Raw genomic sequence first — 17,260 nt, forward strand, 5'->3', positions numbered from 1 at the left:
GGGACCAATGGGACCAGATTTCGGTCAACCAGGAATGGGTGCACCATATGGTCAAATGCCTTACGGTTACCCACAAATGGGTTCATCACCTCTAGTAATGGGAGCTCAAGATTTTGAATCACCAGATATGGGAATGCCTTTTGCCGGCGGTCAAATGCCAGCGATGCAGCAACAATATCCTGCTCAAGGGGGATTACCAATGGGAGCAGGTGGTGATTGTGGCTGTGGTGGACCAAAACCACTTGTAATGCCGCAGCAACCATTTGTGCCGCCAACACCTCCTATTTATAGCGCACCATATACAGGTCCAGCAAATGTAGCGCAGCCTCCGTATATGAACCCTTATGGAATGGGTCCAATGGACGGAATGATGCGATACGATGATGAAAGCAATGAGTATGACTTTTAAACAAAAAGGAGACGATGATTATTTCATTCGTCTCCTCTCTTATTTACGCTCCCAATTTAAAGAACCTATCGTTGAAATGGTGCCTTATAGAAAAAGTGTTATCTTAATAAAAACTGAAAAAAATACCTATATGCTTAAAGGTTTTCATACGAATAAACGCCTTCGGCTCCAAGAGGCTTTTACTTCAACCCTTAGAAAAGAAGGATTTGCAAAAACCTATCTATTTGTCCATCCTGAAATCAAAGATCCATTATTTTTCGAGGGTACTTACTTTGGGTGTATGGAATACATTCCACCGAATAAAACGCCTTTTTCATTTCAATCACAAAAAAACCGGCAGGAGGGACTTGAACTACTAGAACAATTCCATCTGGTAACGTCGTCCTTTGAATCACGATATCGAACGTTAATAGCTAAAGGGATTATTGTTGAAAAATGGAGAGATAGAGAAACAATTTTTTCCTCAAATTTAACAACTTTAAAATACTTTATTAATGAAAAAATCTTAGCAGAATTGGTGGATTGGGCTAATTGGTCACTAAATGGGATGGAAACAGACCGCTCCCTGTTTGTTAATGAACCTTTTTGTATTCTTCATGGAGATGTTGCCCATCATAATTTCTTACGTGATTCAAAAGGTTTATTACATCTCATTGATTTTGATTTAATTAGTATTGGCCCACCCTCACTGGATTATTTACAATATGCTAATCGAATTCTTCCCAGTCTAGATTGGTCATTTGAACGACTTTCTCATTTTTCACAATTTCAACCCTTACTGAACGAGAAAGCATTTTTGTACGCATTAGCTTATCCTGCAGATATTTTCCGTGAATGGAACCGGCTCATTCGTGAAGGGTCATATCGAGAACAACATAAGTATAATCAAATTATGAATTTAACGGTTGGTCAGTACTACGCGCGTAAAAAATTCATTGATACATTAAAAATGCTGACAAAATAACTTTCATGGTCGATTATGGCAGAATGAAACCCCCTATAAACACACAACCTAAACGTGAGCATATTCTTTATGCTCACGCATCGTAGAGGGGGTTTTTCGTTTGTATAATTTGAAACAGTGGATAATTCCTCTGTCCGCCCTGCTAGCTGTTGGGCTGTCAGGTTGCGCAAATGATGACCGTGCTGCTATGGACAAAGATCACAAAAATATGGGGCAGCCAGTGGGTTACTATTCGAATGAAAATCATAAAAATGGCTCCAATGGAATGCCTGGGGATAATGATGGTCCGTTCACTGAATTAATGGACCATAATCTTGGAATTGAAAATCAAGCAAATAATGAAGAGCGAAGAAAGCAATTTCGGGATAGAGATGAAAACGGAAATCCACCAAACCCGACAAAACCGCTCGCAAACCATGACCATAATTTCTTTCAAAGAGACAATGAATTTAGCACCAGTGATGTGAATTATCATGGTCATACGAACCAAAGACTGGGAAACACAAAAACAACAACGAAACCTGAAACTCAAGACCGAATAACTGAAAGAATTAAAAGTAAAGTGGCCAACATTGAAAATGTTCGTGAGATCCGTTCCGTTCTGTATGGTAATTCTGTTATGGTTTCTGTTAAATTAAACAATAACAAACGAGCTGAAGAAACAAAAAGAGCTATACAAAACGCAGTTAAGCCTATGGTCAACGGCAAATCAGTTCAAGTTATTATAGATGATGGAGCACTTGGGCGTGATGGTAACAGAAACAATGATTCCCAGCGATTAGAACCTAATAGCCGTAAGCATAATTGATAGTTGTAAGAGAGGCAAAGCTGGAAATTGGCTTTGCCTCTTTTGATTTTTTCTAAAAAGGATAAAAAGGGAAATTAAGGCTAAACTAGTAGTGAAATTCAATTAAATCTCTAATATTAAGAGGTGATTATGCATGAGGTTCAATTGGGTAACACAGTATCGGCCTGGTTTAGCCTTTGTTGCGGTTGTTCTCTTCATGTCTATCGGAAAGCTGCCAGGAATGATGTTAACTGGCTCTGCCGAAAAAGTGGAAAACCATCAAGATCAGCAAAAGACGGAACCTCAGCAGTTGACGATTATTTTGGAAAGAATCTATCTTGATGGAGAAATAAGTGAAGAAGTAGTCCATGATTCTTACTGGTCCATTGAAAACTTTTGGGCTAAGTATGACCAATGGCAGTTAGTTGAAATGGATGCAACAACCATGGTTTTTAGAAAACAAATGGATGACATTTCTCCATTACTTAAAGCGAATGGTTATTTCGGCATTACCGAGGATGGCGTGTTAACCATTTTTAATGGCCGTCCTGACCGATCACGAATCATCCAATCCTTTTTTCAGATAGATGTAAAGAAGCTTGAAAGCAGAAAACAAGAAGAGCTAATTCACGGCATTCCGATAAAAACAAAAGACCGGTTTGTAGAAGTTCTAGAAACCTTTAAACCATATTCGAAGCAAGAATAATTATATAACTGGATTAGGATGTGGTCATTAGTACCATTTTCTCATGTCCTCAAAAGTATTTGGGCTTCATGAACGCATCATGAGGCTCATTTTCACATGTCCTCAAAAGAATTTGGGCTTTATGAAAGTTTCATGAGGCTCGTTTTCGCATGTCCTCAAAAGATTTTGGACTTCATGAAACCCAGCATCACGAATTTTCTCATCCTAAAGTTGTAGATAAAGTTCAAGCTTTTTTCTGAGGGAGGAATTTCCAAAATCCTTTAAGCTTAAGACATCAAGTTAAACACTTAAAGGAGCGATTAATAATGAAAAATAAAGTGGTTATGATTACGGGTGCATCAAAAGGTTTAGGAAGGGCATTATCTCTTGCGTTTGCAAAGGAAGGAGCTCGACTTGCTATCTGTGCTCGATCATCGAAAGGGTTAATTGAAGTGAAAAATGAAGCTGAAGCACTGGGTGCGGAGGTGCTCGCGGTTACAGCAGATATTTCACTAACAAGGGATGTGGAACGGTTTGTCGCAATGACGGAGGAAGCATTTGGTCAAATTGATGTTCTCATAAACAATGCTTCGATTATCGGGCCAAGTCCAATGCCGCTGTTGCTCGACTATCCTGAAGAGGATTTTGCTGAAGTCTTACGGGTCAATTCCATCTCGCCATTCCTCGTAACAAGAAGAGTGATTCCAGGAATGCTGCAGCGTAATCAAGGCTCCATCATTAATGTTACCTCTGAAGCGGGCCATGTTGGATATGCAGGCTGGGGAGCATACGGTATTTCTAAATTTGCTGTTGAGGGACTCACCGAAACCTGGGCAGATGAGCTTAGCGAAACGAACCTTAAGGTAAACATGGTTGATCCTGGTGAAATGGATACTGACATGCATCAATTAGCGGTTCCTGACTGTGATTATCCACTTGCAAAGCCTGAAGACGTCGTCAACGTGTTCTTGTATTTAGCTTCTGATAAGTCAGATGGAACTACAGGGCAGAGATTTGAGGCTCAAGAGTTTACAGGGGAGGGTTTATAATGGCAGCAACCGCATTTGATTTCTATTTACCTTCTGAGTTAAATGCTACTCATCCCCCTGAAAGACGTGGCATAAGAAGAGATCATGTGAAAATGATGGTTTTAAATAAGCAAACTGGCAATGTTAGGCATGACCAATTTTTCAGACTTGCTGATTATCTAAAGCCGGGTGACCTAGTTGTCATGAACACCAGCAGAACTGTTCCTGCAATACTACAAGCCGGATTGATTAGAAATACAAAGCAAATCCATCCAGAAGTTGAAATTAGGCTGGCAAGACGGCGTAATGAGGAGATTTGGGATGTGTTAATTGTGACAGATGAGGTTAATTTGGGTGATATCCTGCATTTTTCGCCAGATTTGACCGCAGTTGTCATCGATATAAGAAAAGAATCACCATTAAAGACAATTCTTTTCTCAAAAAAGGGAACAGACCTATTTAATAGTATTTATGCACTTGGGGAACCAGTTCGCTACGAATATATCCATAAGAAATGGGAGCTGGATTATTATCAAACGGTTTTTGCAAGCCAGCCTGGTTCCGTTGAAATGCCATCAGCGGGAAGAGCCTTCAGCTGGGAGTTGTTATTCAACCTTCAGCGGAAGGGAATAGAGTTTGATTTTATTCAGCTTCATACCGGACTAAGCTATTTATTAGATGACGATTATGAACCATCACCAACTGATAATTACGAAGAGTATCATCTGTCTGAAAAAACGATTGAAAAAATCCACATGACAAAAGCTGCCGGTGGAAGGGTAATTGCGGTGGGAACAACCGTGGTAAGAGCACTAGAGAGTGCAGGAGACACTGGCGAGCTCTATGGTGTGACCAATCTTTATATTAATCAAAGTTTCCCACTGAAAATGGTTGATGGAATTATTACAGGTTTCCATGAACCAAAGGCTAGTCACCTTGACATGCTTACTGCGTTCGTTCCACAGGATTTATTATGGAGTGCTTATGAAGAAGCAATTGAACAGCAATACCTATGGCATGAGTTTGGGGATATGAATCTAATATTATAATGGGGGCTGGCCATGCGTTTTCACCATTTTGCAATTGAAGTAAAGGACTTGGAGACATCAATAACTTTCTATCGAAAGTATCTGGGTCTCCATGAAACGGATCGACTTTACTTTAATGAAGAGAATATTGTTTTTTTAGCAAATAATGGCTTCAGGCTTGAACTGATTTCTGGAGGACAACAAAAGGTCTCTCAGGGTATTCACATCTGTTTAGAAGTCGAAAATGTGCAAGAGATAATCAGGAAATTTAACGAACATGCTATTTCAGCATTAGAAGGTCCCTACAAGTTAAACAATGGCTGGGAAACCGTCTTTTATGAAGGGCCTGACAATGAGATAATTGAATTTTTACAGATTAGGGAGAAAACTGACCATTAATTTATCAGCTTTCTCCCTGTTTCTTGCTTGCCACGATGCTTGTTATACGACTATGATTTAATCAATAGATTAAGAGATTGCCGGGGTGAAAGCATGTCTAGAAATGAAGAAATCGGCATTTTAAAGGAAATTGCTGAACTTCTGAACGAAGGAGTAGATTCCAAGACTGTTTTAGCGGGGGTATTAAGCAAACTTTTGCACCTAACCGGACTGCAGACAGGTTGGATTTTTCTAATAGATGAAAAAGGGCAGCATCAACTGGCCGCCGAAGAGTCTTTACCTGAACCATTGGCACAACAAGATAATCAAAGAATGTGTAAGGGTGATTGCTGGTGTGTCAGTCGGTATAACAACGGTAAATTGAACAAGGCGGTTAACATTATAGAATGTCAGCGAATTGAGAATGTAATCCTCGAAAAAGCTGGAGATACAGGTGGTCTGACCCATCATGCTACTGTCCCATTAAGGGCAGGTAATGAACGATTTGGATTATTAAATGTCGGGTCTCCTTATAAAACACATTTTCAAAAAGATGAACTAGCACTTCTTGAAGCTGTTGCCTTTCAAATAGGAACCTCTCTAAAAAGAATAAACTTAACGCAAAGAGAGCAGGAGACAGCTCTCATTTCCGAGCGAAATCGACTTGCACGGGATTTGCATGACTCCGTTAACCAATTACTATTTTCACTAAGTTTGACTGCAAGGGCAGGAAGAGAAATGACTGAAAACGAAGAGGTTAAACAAACCTTTGCCTATATTCAAGATCTCTCTCAGGAAGCACTTGGTGAAATGAGAGCGCTCATTTGGCAGTTAAAACCGCAGGGACTTGAAAATGGAATCATTATTGCATTAAAAAGCTATGCTGAGATGCTCGGGTTAAGTATTCACGCAAAGCTAACAGGAATCTCAAGCTTTCCTGAGAAAATAGAGGAAGCTTTGTGGAGAATTGGCCAGGAAGCGCTGGGCAATTGTAAAAAGCATTCACAATCAACACATGTTTCTTTAGTTTTAAATAGAAGCAGTGATTCTGTAACAATGAATATTCAAGATCAGGGTTGTGGTTTCTTTTACGATGAGAGTTTTGAACTGCCATCGTTTGGATTAAAGAATATGAAGGCACGAGCAGAGGCGTTAAATGGTACGTTTCAAATAAATAGTGAACCGGGAAGCGGAACGGAGATTAACATAAAAATTCCAATTTAGGGAGGAGTAACAATGGGGATTCGGATTATGATCGCAGATGACCATCATGTGGTCAGAAGGGGATTAGCATTTTTTCTAAAAACACAACGTGATATTGAAATTATAGGCGAAGCGGGCAATGGTAAAGAAGCGGTTGAATTAGCAAGAACATTAAAACCAGACCTTATCCTTATGGATCTGATTATGCCGGAAATGGATGGAATACAAGCAACGAAAATAATTAAAACAGAAATGCCGGAAATAAAAATTATGATGCTGACGAGTTTTTCTGACCAGGATCAAGTTATTCCAGCCTTAGAAGCAGGTGCCTCCGGCTACCAGTTAAAAGACATCGAGCCTGATGAATTGATCCTCTGTATTAAAAAAATCATCAATGGTGAAAATCAGCTTCATCCAAAAGCCACTTCACATTTACTTGCCAATTTATCGAATAAAGACAAGAAAGATGATAACAAGTTAATTTCTGAATTAACAAAGAGAGAAATGGATGTTCTCAGAGAAATTGCTAGAGGAAAGAGCAATAAGGAAATCGCCTCCTCCCTATTCATTACGGAAAAAACCGTGAAAACTCACGTTTCTAATCTTTTATCCAAACTTGAATTAGCAGACCGAACCCAAGCTGCTCTATTTGCTGTTAAGAATCAACTAGTGGAGTAAAAAAATACAGAATATTTTTATTCTTTCCTTCGTAGACTTCTTTTTCTATTCCTTTAAATTTATATGATAGAATGGAGAATACATGAAACGCTGAGGGAGAGAAAGCGAGTGTACGAATTTATTAAAGGAACCGTTGAGTTTGTAGGTCCTGAGTATATTGTAATCGAGAATAATGGAATAGGTTTCCAAATTTCAACGCCGAATCCGTTTATTTATTCTGGTAAAATGAATACTAATGTTACTGTCTATACATATCACTACGTCCGTGAGGATCTAATGGCTTTATATGGTTTCGAGTCTAGAGAAGAAAAAAAGCTGTTTACGAAATTATTAAATGTTTCAGGAATTGGACCAAAGGGTGCGCTGGCCATCTTGGCTTCGGGTGAGGTACAGCAGGTCGTTTCAGCTATCGAAAATGAAGATGAGAGCTTCTTAGTCAAGTTCCCAGGGGTCGGCAAGAAAACAGCAAGACAAATGATCCTTGATTTAAAAGGAAAATTACAGGATATTGTTCCGGATTATTTCCCGAATTTATTTAATGCCGATAAATTCGCAACACAACAATCGACTAATACCGCTTTTGAAGAGGCAGTTCTTGCATTAAAAGCCCTTGGCTACTCTGACAAAGAAGTGAAAAAGATTTCACCAGAGTTAAGAAAAGAACAGCTGTCAACCGACCAGTATATTAAAAAAGCCCTGCAGCGGCTTTTAAAATAAGGTGATTATTCATGGATGAGAGAATTATTTCTAGTGAAGCAGACCAGAGCGAAATCTCCTTAGAACAAAGCCTCAGGCCGCAAACGTTAAAACAATACATTGGTCAAGATCAAGTGAAAAAAAGTCTAGAGATTTTCATTGAGGCGGCAAGACTCCGCAAGGAAACATTGGACCATGTTCTGCTTTACGGGCCTCCTGGTTTAGGGAAGACGACTCTTGCCGTTATTATTGCCAATGAAATGGGTGTAAACATCCGGACAACCTCAGGTCCTGCCATAGAAAGACCTGGTGATTTAGCAGCGATTCTTACCGCACTCGAACCCGGTGACGTTTTGTTTATTGATGAAATCCACCGGCTGCCAAGACAGATTGAAGAGGTGCTTTATCCGGCTATGGAGGATTTTTGTCTGGATATCGTCATTGGAAAAGGACCAAGTGCCCGTTCAGTACGACTGGATCTTCCGCCGTTTACGCTTGTCGGTGCTACAACGAGGGCTGGCTCTTTATCCGCTCCGCTGCGCGATCGATTTGGAATTTTAAGCAGACTCGAGTATTATAAGGAAGACCAGTTGAAAAATATTGTTTTACGAACAGCAGATTTATTTGAAACGAAAATAGACGAACAGTCTGCTTCCGAGATTGCCAGAAGAGCGAGGGGAACCCCTAGGATTGCTAACCGTTTACTTCGCAGGGTAAGAGACTTCGCGCAGGTAAAAGGTAATGGTGAAATTGATATCGACTTGGCTCGGGAGTCATTAGAGCTTTTGCAGGTAGATAAACTCGGCCTAGACCATATTGACCATAAGCTCCTTAAAGGAATTATTGAAAGATTCCGAGGTGGACCTGTGGGGCTTGATACGATTGCAGCATCTATAGGAGAAGAATCTGAAACGATTGAAGATGTTTATGAACCGTATTTACTGCAAATTGGCTTTTTACAAAGGACACCAAGAGGTAGAATGGTAACAGAATTAGTCTATCGCCATTTCGGCATGGAGCCGCCAAAACAGTAATTTTTGATAAGTAGGGATGTATTTTATGAAGGTAGATTTATTTGATTTTCATTTGCCTGAAGAGCTGATTGCACAAGTTCCGCTTCAAAACCGGGCGGATAGCAGGTTAATGGTAGTGAATAAGGAAACATGCGTTATAAAGCATGAAATTTTTAAAAATATTAGTGAATATTTGCGTGAAGGGGATTGCCTTGTCTTAAACGATACAAAGGTACTTCCTGCACGCCTTTTTGGTGTGAAAAAGGATACTGGGGCCAAAATTGAAGTATTACTGCTAAAGCAGCTTGAGGGAGATCAATGGGAAACACTTGTGAAGCCAGCCAAGCGTATTAAAGAAGGTACAGAAATTGATTTTGGTGATGGATTACTTACCGCGGTTTGTACAGGAAGCTCTGAGCATGGCGGGCGGGTATTGGAGTTTCATTATGAAGGTATCTTTTACGAGATTTTGAATCAATTAGGAGAAATGCCATTACCGCCTTATATTAAAGAACAGCTTGAAGACAGAGACCGATATCAAACGGTGTTTGCTCGTGAGCCGGGTTCTGCCGCTGCCCCAACAGCTGGGCTTCATTTTACTGAAGAGCTGCTGAATGAAGTAAGAGAAAAAGGGGTTCATGTTGCGTTTATTACGCTTCATGTTGGACTTGGGACGTTTAGACCTGTAAGTGTGGATGATGTCCTAGAGCATGATATGCACTCCGAATTTTATATGATTACGGAAGGAACAGCACGATTGCTCAATGAAGTGCGTCAAAATGGCGGGAGAATTATTACCGTTGGAACCACATCGACCCGGACACTTGAAACCATCGCTTCCGAAAACAATGGTTCCTTTATTGAAAGCAGCGGATGGACAAATATTTTTATCTATCCTGGGTACGAATTTAAGGCTATTGATGGAATGATTACGAATTTCCACTTGCCAAAATCAACGTTGATCATGCTTGTTAGTGCGTTAGCGGGGAGAGAAAATATATTGCATGCCTATACAACTGCTGTAAATGAACACTATCGCTTTTTCAGCTTTGGCGACGCAATGCTCATCATCTAGGTTAATCATTTTTATTAACCCGAAAAAGGAGAAATATATTTGACTGCGATTCGATATGAATTTATCAAAACATGTAAGCAAACGGGTGCCCGTTTAGGAAGGGTACATACACCGCATGGTTCTTTTGACACTCCTGCATTTATGCCGGTAGGAACACTTGCAACCGTAAAAACGATGTCTCCAGAGGACTTAAAAGAAATGGGTGCTGGTATTATTTTAAGTAATACCTATCACTTATGGCTTCGTCCAGGGAATGAAATTATTAAGGAGGCTGGCGGTCTTCATAAGTTTATGAACTGGGACCGGGCGATTTTAACGGATTCTGGCGGCTTTCAGGTTTTCAGTTTGAGTGAATTCCGAAAAATTGAAGAAGAAGGTGTACATTTCCGTAACCATATGAGCGGTGAAAAATTATTTTTATCACCTGAAAAAGCAATGGAAATTCAAAATGACCTTGGTTCTGATATTATGATGGCATTTGATGAATGTCCGCCGTTCCCAGCTACCTATGAATACATGCAAAAATCAGTAGAGAGAACTTCTCGTTGGGCTGAGCGCTGTTTAAATGCTCATCAAAGACCAAATGATCAAGGTCTTTTTGGAATTGTTCAAGGTGGAGAATATGAGGAGCTTCGTAAACAAAGTGCGAAAGACCTTGTTTCTCTTGATTTTCCAGGATATGCAGTAGGTGGATTGTCAGTTGGTGAGCCAAAGGATGTTATGAATCGTGTACTTGAATTCACTACACCATTATTACCTACAGAAAAACCACGATATCTAATGGGAGTTGGGTCACCGGATTCCTTGATTGATGGAGCGATTCGTGGGATTGATATGTTTGACTGTGTCCTGCCAACACGAATAGCAAGAAATGGAACATTGATGACGAGCACTGGTCGTCTAGTGGTGAAAAACGCAAAATTTGCAAAGGATTTCGGTCCACTTGATCCAGAGTGTGATTGTTACACATGCCGAAATTACAGCAGGGCATATATTCGCCACTTAATTAAATGTGATGAAACCTTCGGAATTAGATTAACATCTTATCATAACCTATATTTTCTGTTAAGATTAATGGAGAAGGTCAGACAAGCTATCCGAGAGGACCGGCTTGGTGATTTCCGAGAAGAGTTTTTTGAACGTTATGGTTTTAACAAACCGAACGCGAAAAATTTCTAATAGATGCTAGAGTGAAAGGAGGGAAACAACATGCAAGGACTTGGTTCAATCATTCCATTAATATTAATGTTTGTATTATTTTATTTCCTACTAATTCGTCCGCAGCAAAAACGTACTAAAGCAGTTGCTCAAATGCAAAACGAATTGAAAAAAGGTGATAAAATTGTCACGATTGGCGGTTTACATGGTTTTGTCGATTCAATTGATGAAAGCAAAGTCGTGATCAAATGTGGAGACGGCAGCCGTCTAACATATGACCGTAATGCAATTCGCGAAGTAACGGAATCTGCAAAAACTTCTACAACAGCAGAAGTTTCTTTAGAGAAGTAAGATAGAAAAAAGGAAGCCATTTTGGCTTCCTTTTTCTATGCTGTTCTCGAGTTGTTTGTTGCTATATTTACCCCTAGTATTCCACCCATCATGGCAATTAACGTATAGCAAACATGGTAGATAACCTGTTCAACATCAAACAGGCGGTCAAATCCTAAATATTGGAACAAAAAGACAATAAAGCTGTAAATTAAGCCTGTTAACCCACCGATTAGCCAGCCCTTTTGCTTCCGCTTTCCACCAGAGAGAAAACCTCCTCCAAATAGTCCAATAAAGGAAACGGCGGTTACAATGTATTGAAGTGAGACTTCCCGAACAGAAGTAAATCTAAGAATAGATGCGAAAATGAGGCTGCTGACAATCGCAAATAAGAAAATAAAAATTAACCCGTACAAAATAGATGTACCAAAGCTTTTTGATTCGATTTGACTCTCCCCCTTCATGTTACCTTTCTTAGAATCAAGAAAAACAGATTCTTTCCTAGTACAAGCATATTCAGCGGTTAAAAAAATAGAATAAAAACTTTCGTGAAAATTGGGAGATAATTCCTTAATGAATAAGCTATCTTTGAGAACAATATAGTAGAATGCAAAAAAAGGGGCGGGAGTAGTGGAAGAATATATTGCGATAGCGTTTAGGACAGTGTTTTTTTATGTACTTATTTTGATTATTTTTCGCCTGATGGGAAAAAGGGAAATTGGCGAGTTAAGTATCTTGGATCTTGTTGTATTTATCATGATTGGTGAGATGGCAGTTGCTTCTATTGATGAAATCGAAGACCCTTTGATTCATACAGTCATTCCAATGGTTTTATTAATGTTCATACAAATTACATTGGCAATGGTTTCATTAAAAAGTAAAAAGTTTCGTGATCTCGTCGATGGAAAACCAACGATCATCATAAACCGGGGAAAAATTGATGAAGGTGCAATGAGGAAACAACGCTACAACTTTGATGACTTACTAACCCAATTAAGGGAAAAGGACATCAGAAGCATTGCAGATGTTGAGTTTGCCATTTTGGAATCATCAGGTAGTTTATCTGTTATCGAAAGAATGAATAATAGTGACGGGAAGCCTAAGGATGGGGATATTACCATCCCATTAATCATTGATGGCAATATTGAAGAAGAAAATTTAACCCGCATTAATAAAACCAATCTATGGCTTCGCCAGGAATTAAAGAAAATGGGATATCGCGATGTTAGAAAAATATCCTTTTGCAGTTTTGAAAATGGCAAGTTCTTTGTTGATATTATGGACGAAGAGTAAGAAGACACGCTATCTGCGTGTCTTTTCCATTCCCTATCAGGTCGGAATTAAATTACGAATGATTGGTATTCTTCTGAGTTCTTCTTTTTTTATTAGGCCAGCAAGTATTAATAGGAAAATGTAGATGAAGCTCATTTCAAAAGTGGCCGACAATACTCTTATGGCTAAATGCTCACCAAGAAGAATGTGATGAAATAACCAATAGCCAATCCAAGCAGAGATGCCCATAATGATGGCTCCTTTTAGGTAATCTCGTATGTGAAAGCTAAAAGAGATTTTCTTTAGAACAGTGGCAAAATGCAGCATTGTTACTAACACGAAACCCACAATAATACCCAATGCCACTCCAGTTATTCCGAAGGCAGGCTGTGAAGCAAGTAGAAAGATGACGGCTGTTTTGATAACAGCTCCAATTAAACTATTGATCATGGCTGCTCTAGCTAGGTTAAGTGCTTGTAATACTGCTTGAAGAGGACCCTGATAATAATAAAATAAAAAGAATGGTGCCATGATGCGAATAAAGTATGAACCTTTTGTTGAACCATACATGAGCTCCATCAATGGGTCTGCCAGCACGTAAAGAACAATAACGGACAAACCGCCGCTTAAAAAAGCAAAACGTAATGCCTGCTGCAAGCGATGTTCAATCAACTGATGGTTATTTTGTGAATTGGCTTCGCTAATAGCTGGGACAAGAGAGGTGGCTAATGAATAAGTAACAAACGAAGGCAGCATTAATAATGGCATAGCAAAACCAGTCAGAGATCCGTATTGTTTAGTAGCTTCAATAGCCACAACACCAGCAAGTGCTAAGCTATGGGCAACTACTATCGGTTCAAAAAACCACGATACTGACCCAATCATTCTGCTTCCCATTGTCGGTAAGGCGATTTCCATTAAATCTTTGAAGGTTTTCTTTCCGGAATGGACAAATTGGAAAAAATTCTTTCTTAGCTTAAATCGTTTTTTTAATTTAAAGGCAGTCAATAAATAGAGTAATGATGCAACTTCTCCAACGATGGCAGCTACCATTGCCGCGGCCGCAGCATATTCAATCCCGTAAGGCAGAAATGCTTTAGTCATAACGGCAATTAAGGTAATTCTCACAAGCTGTTCTAAAATCTGTGAGATAGCTGAAGGACGCATGTTTTGTCTGCCCTGGAAATACCCTCTTAAAACAGAGGAGACGGCGATAACAGGTACAACGGGTGCGATCGCGATTAAAGGATAAAACGTTCTTGGATCCGTAAAGAGTGTGGTAGACAGAATTGGTGCTAACAAAATGAGAGCTGGTGTAAAGATAAGTGAAAGCGAGATAGTTATAGCCAGAGAAACCACAAGAATTTTTTTTATTTCTTGGTGATTTCCTCTTGCTTCTGCTTCAGCAATATTTTTTGAAATGGCGACAGGCAGTCCCATTTGTGTTAAGGTCACAACAAGGATAAAGGTGGGAAAAGCCATCATATAGAGGCCGACCCCTTCTTCACCAATACTTCGAGCTATGACAATTCTGTTAATAAATCCAAGCACTCTCGTAATTAATCCCGCTATTAATAGGATAAAGGTCCCTTTTAAAAACTTCGACATACTACTTCCCACCTTCTCAAAAAAGAAGAATTCATATACAATTAATCTATATGCATAAGGGTGGACAAAGCATGACAAGGTGTTTTTTATTTTCAAGTTAAGATAGAGACTTAAATGTCCAGAGGGGGCAACATCATTGGAGAAAAACCACGCTTACAATCATTTTCGCACTCAGGTTGAACCAGCATTAATAAGCAAGCTGGAAGAATTTCGCCTGCTTGGTTACAAAGAAGTTTCAGAAAGTGGACTTTGGGATTTTCTAACAAGAAAGAAATGGAAGAAGATTAAAGAGGAAATTAGAATTTATGAAATTATTGATGATATCCTTTCGGTGAAGGTAAGTGATTACATCAGCTTTACGACTATTCAAACGTATAAGAACCATGATTTTAATCTAGAAGATGAAAATGAAATGAAAGAATTATTAAAATAAAAACACAATATTTTTTTTGTGACTTATCTAGTTTAAATTGACACTATTTATAAACTATTTCATAATGAAAGCAATGACTTTTTATTATTTTTATATAGGCTTTTCGTTGTAGTGCTTTGGCTTTAAGCCCTAAGGAGGAACAATACGTAATGGTTAAGCGCAGTAGAATTATCGCTTTCCTATTAGTAGTTATACTATTAGGAAGTACAATGGGTGTAACAGCAACAGGTATTTTAAAAGACATTAAACTAGGTTTGGACCTTCAAGGCGGTTTCGAGGTTTTATATGAAGTTACACCAGCAAAAAAAGGTCAGGAGATTAACAAAGAAACGTTAGCAAGTACGGCTGAGGCACTAGATAGACGGATTAATGTCCTTGGTGTTAGTGAACCGAATATTCAAATTGAAGGAGAAAATCGGATTCGTGTCCAGCTTGCTGGAGTAACCGATCAAAATGAAGCGCGGGAGATTCTATCTACACAAGCGAATCTTACTTTCCGTGATGCTAATGACCGCGTGATGATGGACGGAGCGGATTTAGCGGAGAATGGTGCGAGCCAGACTTTTGATGAAAATGGAGCACCGAGCGTTTCATTGAAGTTAAAGAGTGCTGATACATTCAAAAAAGTTACTGAAGAAATTGTAAAAATGACACCGAATAATTATCTAGTCATTTGGCTTGATTTTGAAGAAGGAAAAGATTCCTTTAAAACAGAAATCACAAAAGAAGATCCAAAGTTTTTATCCGCTCCAACCGTAAGAGAAATTTTCAACCAAAATACAGTTTCAATTGTGGGAAGCTTTACAGCTGAGGAAGCACAAGAGCTTGCATCACTATTAAATGCTGGAGCACTTCCTGTAAAGCTAACCGAAGTATACTCCACTTCCGTTGGAGCTAAATTCGGTGAACAGGCGTTAAACGAAACCATACTAGCTGGTATTATTGGGATCGCTATCATTTATTTATTTATGTTAGTTTATTATCGCTTTCCTGGATTCATCGCAACCGTTACACTATCGATCTATATTTATCTTGTTTTATTAGTTTTTGATTGGATGAATGGGGTACTAACCTTACCGGGAATTGCCGCCCTTATTTTAGGGGTCGGGATGGCAGTCGATGCCAACATTATCACCAATGAACGAATTAGAGAAGAGATTAAGGTGGGTAAATCAATTAAATCAGCCTTCCAAGCCGGTAGTAAGGGTGCTTTTACCTCCATTCTTGACTCAAACTTAACAACGATTTTAACAGCTGCGGTTCTATTCTACTTAGGGACAAGCTCGATAAAAGGATTTGCCACCATGCTATTGGTGAGTATTTTACTGAGCTTTATTACAGCAGTGTTTGGTTCCCGCCTATTATTAGGTTTGTGGGTAAACAGCGGTTTCTTAAACAAAAAGGCAGGCTGGTTCGGTGTAAAAAAATCAGCTATCAAGGATATAAGTGAAAATTTTGATACGCTTGACCTCCCGACTAGATGGGATCGATATGATTTTGTAAAGATTAGAAAATTATTTTTCATTGTTTCCGGTGCTCTTATTGCTTTGGGCTTAGTGTTAGTTCTTGTTTTCCGCCTGAATCTGTCCATCGATTTTTCAAGTGGAACACGGATTGAAGTCTTATCTGATAAACCATTAACAACAGAAATGGTTGAAGCTGCTTTTGACAAGCAGGGTATCAAACTCGATGATATTACTCTTTCAGGAGAAAACAATGAAGTTGCATCTGCACGAATGATCGGAGTTTTATCGAAGGATGAAATCGCAAAGTTGAAATCTGCTTTTCATGATGAATTTGGTACTGATCCAAGTGTTAGTACGGTTTCTCCGACGGTAGGTAAGGAGTTGGCGAAAAATGGAATTATCGCCTTAATCATTGCCTCAATCGGAATCATTATCTATGTAACAGTCCGTTTTGAATTTGCAATGGCAGTTGCAGCAATTGCTTCTCTACTTCACGATGCATTCTTTATGGTTGCCTTTTTTAGTATTACGCGCTTAGAAGTAGATTTAACCTTTATCGCCGCTGTCTTAACAATTATCGGTTATTCTATTAATGATACGATTGTTACCTTCGACAGGATGCGTGAAAACTTAACGAAGAAGAAACGACTTAAAACCTTTGAGGATATAGCGGATGTTGTAAATGTAAGTGTTCGACAAACATTAACTCGTTCAGTTAATACAGTTTTAACCGTTTTAATTACAGTTGTGGCAATGATAATCTTTGGCAGTGAATCGATCCGTAATTTCAATATCGCATTACTAGTTGGATTAATCACTGGGGTTTACTCTTCCATCTTTATTGCAACCAATCTTTGGGTAGTTCTTAAAGCAAAAGAACTTAAGAAGAAAGGTACCATTAAGACCGTAAAAGAAAAGAAAAAATACTCGGATGAACCGCAGGTATAATCCTATTAAGAACCGCAGATAACTCTGCGGTTTATTTTTATTCAAGTGGAAAATATCAATGATTGAAAGCTAAACATTGCTCCTGTATAATAGTAAAGTCT

18 protein-coding genes and 1 pseudogene are annotated in these 17,260 nt (G+C 39.0%); 17 read left to right on the forward strand and 2 right to left on the reverse strand.

Going from position 1 to position 17,260, the window contains the following annotated elements:
* The 14 genes and pseudogenes from CHI06_RS29875 to yajC all read left to right on the forward strand — a co-directional run.
* Positions 1-409, forward strand: a pseudogene (locus CHI06_RS29875) (hypothetical protein); the annotation flags it as partial.
* Positions 381-1,373, forward strand: a complete 993-nt coding sequence (locus CHI06_RS18170) for an aminoglycoside phosphotransferase family protein (RefSeq protein WP_257009357.1) — start codon at positions 381-383, stop codon at positions 1,371-1,373. The pseudogene CHI06_RS29875 and the gene CHI06_RS18170, both read left to right, overlap by 29 nt.
* 100 nt (positions 1,374-1,473) lie before the next feature.
* Positions 1,474-2,181, forward strand: coding sequence for a YhcN/YlaJ family sporulation lipoprotein (locus CHI06_RS18175; RefSeq protein ID WP_095250041.1), 708 nt, complete (start codon positions 1,474-1,476; stop codon positions 2,179-2,181).
* 133 nt (positions 2,182-2,314) lie between these two features.
* Positions 2,315-2,866, forward strand: a complete 552-nt coding sequence (locus CHI06_RS18180) for an intercompartmental signaling factor BofC (protein WP_095250042.1) — start codon at positions 2,315-2,317, stop codon at positions 2,864-2,866.
* 305 nt (positions 2,867-3,171) lie between these two features.
* Entirely contained in the window at positions 3,172-3,894 is a 723-nt protein-coding gene (locus CHI06_RS18185; protein WP_095250043.1) for an SDR family NAD(P)-dependent oxidoreductase, read from the forward strand.
* On the forward strand, positions 3,894-4,922 hold the full coding sequence (locus tag CHI06_RS18190; protein ID WP_095250044.1) for an S-adenosylmethionine:tRNA ribosyltransferase-isomerase: 1,029 nt from the start codon (positions 3,894-3,896) through the stop codon (positions 4,920-4,922). Before CHI06_RS18185 ends, CHI06_RS18190 begins: the two co-directional genes overlap by 1 nt.
* Before the next feature lie 12 nt (positions 4,923-4,934).
* Positions 4,935-5,300: a VOC family protein gene (locus CHI06_RS18195; protein ID WP_095250045.1), complete on the forward strand. Its 366-nt coding sequence runs from the start codon at positions 4,935-4,937 to the stop codon at positions 5,298-5,300.
* 93 nt (positions 5,301-5,393) lie between these two features.
* Positions 5,394-6,503 (forward strand): GAF domain-containing sensor histidine kinase, encoded by a 1,110-nt coding sequence (locus CHI06_RS18200; protein WP_095250046.1) that lies wholly within the window; start codon positions 5,394-5,396, stop codon positions 6,501-6,503.
* Between the two features lie 12 nt (positions 6,504-6,515).
* Positions 6,516-7,160, forward strand: a complete 645-nt coding sequence (locus CHI06_RS18205) for a response regulator (protein ID WP_095250047.1) — start codon at positions 6,516-6,518, stop codon at positions 7,158-7,160.
* Positions 7,161-7,268: 108 nt separating this feature from the next.
* Complete coding sequence (ruvA, locus tag CHI06_RS18210; RefSeq protein ID WP_095250048.1) at positions 7,269-7,877, forward strand: Holliday junction branch migration protein RuvA; 609 nt, start codon at positions 7,269-7,271, stop codon at positions 7,875-7,877.
* An 11-nt stretch (positions 7,878-7,888) separates the two neighbouring features.
* Positions 7,889-8,890 (forward strand): Holliday junction branch migration DNA helicase RuvB, encoded by a 1,002-nt coding sequence (gene ruvB / locus CHI06_RS18215; RefSeq protein WP_095250049.1) that lies wholly within the window; start codon positions 7,889-7,891, stop codon positions 8,888-8,890.
* Positions 8,891-8,915: 25 nt separating this feature from the next.
* Complete coding sequence (gene queA, locus CHI06_RS18220; RefSeq protein WP_095250050.1) at positions 8,916-9,944, forward strand: tRNA preQ1(34) S-adenosylmethionine ribosyltransferase-isomerase QueA; 1,029 nt, start codon at positions 8,916-8,918, stop codon at positions 9,942-9,944.
* Between the two features lie 39 nt (positions 9,945-9,983).
* The gene (gene tgt, locus CHI06_RS18225; RefSeq protein ID WP_095250051.1) at positions 9,984-11,123 is read left to right on the forward strand and encodes a tRNA guanosine(34) transglycosylase Tgt; all 1,140 of its coding nucleotides are present in this window, start codon (positions 9,984-9,986) and stop codon (positions 11,121-11,123) included.
* A 30-nt stretch (positions 11,124-11,153) separates the two neighbouring features.
* The gene (gene yajC, locus CHI06_RS18230; RefSeq protein WP_095250052.1) at positions 11,154-11,453 is read left to right on the forward strand and encodes a preprotein translocase subunit YajC; all 300 of its coding nucleotides are present in this window, start codon (positions 11,154-11,156) and stop codon (positions 11,451-11,453) included.
* Between the two features lie 35 nt (positions 11,454-11,488).
* On the opposite strand, the gene CHI06_RS18235 is transcribed toward yajC, so the two are convergent.
* On the reverse strand, positions 11,489-11,896 hold the full coding sequence (locus CHI06_RS18235) for a TIGR04086 family membrane protein (RefSeq protein ID WP_179292680.1): 408 nt from the start codon (positions 11,894-11,896) through the stop codon (positions 11,489-11,491).
* Positions 11,897-12,062: 166 nt separating this feature from the next.
* Here CHI06_RS18235 and CHI06_RS18240 point away from each other — a divergent pair, with 166 nt between their 5' ends.
* Complete coding sequence (locus CHI06_RS18240; protein WP_095250053.1) at positions 12,063-12,725, forward strand: DUF421 domain-containing protein; 663 nt, start codon at positions 12,063-12,065, stop codon at positions 12,723-12,725.
* A 36-nt stretch (positions 12,726-12,761) separates the two neighbouring features.
* Here CHI06_RS18240 and spoVB read toward each other — a convergent pair whose 3' ends face one another.
* Positions 12,762-14,312 carry a stage V sporulation protein B gene (spoVB, locus tag CHI06_RS18245; RefSeq protein ID WP_095250054.1) on the reverse strand — a complete coding sequence of 517 codons (1,551 nt, stop codon included), beginning with the start codon at positions 14,310-14,312 and terminating at the stop codon, positions 12,762-12,764.
* Between the two features lie 136 nt (positions 14,313-14,448).
* On the opposite strand from spoVB, the gene CHI06_RS18250 reads away from it, so the two are divergent.
* Together CHI06_RS18250 and secDF are read left to right on the forward strand one after the other, a co-directional pair.
* Complete coding sequence (locus tag CHI06_RS18250) at positions 14,449-14,745, forward strand: post-transcriptional regulator (protein WP_095250055.1); 297 nt, start codon at positions 14,449-14,451, stop codon at positions 14,743-14,745.
* Positions 14,746-14,894: 149 nt separating this feature from the next.
* A complete protein-coding gene (secDF, locus tag CHI06_RS18255; RefSeq protein ID WP_095250056.1) occupies positions 14,895-17,159 on the forward strand; it encodes a protein translocase subunit SecDF in 2,265 nt (754 codons plus the stop codon).
* Positions 17,160-17,260 lie beyond the last annotated feature (101 nt).

Source organism: Bacillus sp. 7884-1, assembly GCF_002272245.1.
Taxonomy (GTDB): Bacteria; Bacillota; Bacilli; order Bacillales; family Cytobacillaceae; genus Neobacillus.

What these genes read in the sequence shown, in the direction of transcription:
- CHI06_RS18235 (WP_179292680.1), bottom strand. Translation starts at nt 11,896, where the DNA reads ATGAAGGGGGAGAGTCAAATCGAATCAAAAAGCTTTGGTACATCTATT.
- yajC (WP_095250052.1), top strand. Translation starts at nt 11,154, where the DNA reads ATGCAAGGACTTGGTTCAATCATTCCATTAATATTAATGTTTGTATTA.
- CHI06_RS18195 (WP_095250045.1), top strand. Translation starts at nt 4,935, where the DNA reads ATGCGTTTTCACCATTTTGCAATTGAAGTAAAGGACTTGGAGACATCA.
- CHI06_RS18180 (WP_095250042.1), top strand. Translation starts at nt 2,315, where the DNA reads ATGAGGTTCAATTGGGTAACACAGTATCGGCCTGGTTTAGCCTTTGTT.
- ruvB (WP_095250049.1), top strand. Translation starts at nt 7,889, where the DNA reads ATGGATGAGAGAATTATTTCTAGTGAAGCAGACCAGAGCGAAATCTCC.
- CHI06_RS18170 (WP_257009357.1), top strand. Translation starts at nt 381, where the DNA reads ATGATGAAAGCAATGAGTATGACTTTTAAACAAAAAGGAGACGATGAT.
- secDF (WP_095250056.1), top strand. Translation starts at nt 14,895, where the DNA reads ATGGTTAAGCGCAGTAGAATTATCGCTTTCCTATTAGTAGTTATACTA.
- CHI06_RS18205 (WP_095250047.1), top strand. Translation starts at nt 6,516, where the DNA reads ATGGGGATTCGGATTATGATCGCAGATGACCATCATGTGGTCAGAAGG.
- CHI06_RS18185 (WP_095250043.1), top strand. Translation starts at nt 3,172, where the DNA reads ATGAAAAATAAAGTGGTTATGATTACGGGTGCATCAAAAGGTTTAGGA.
- CHI06_RS18190 (WP_095250044.1), top strand. Translation starts at nt 3,894, where the DNA reads ATGGCAGCAACCGCATTTGATTTCTATTTACCTTCTGAGTTAAATGCT.
- CHI06_RS18200 (WP_095250046.1), top strand. Translation starts at nt 5,394, where the DNA reads ATGTCTAGAAATGAAGAAATCGGCATTTTAAAGGAAATTGCTGAACTT.
- queA (WP_095250050.1), top strand. Translation starts at nt 8,916, where the DNA reads ATGAAGGTAGATTTATTTGATTTTCATTTGCCTGAAGAGCTGATTGCA.
- spoVB (WP_095250054.1), bottom strand. Translation starts at nt 14,312, where the DNA reads ATGTCGAAGTTTTTAAAAGGGACCTTTATCCTATTAATAGCGGGATTA.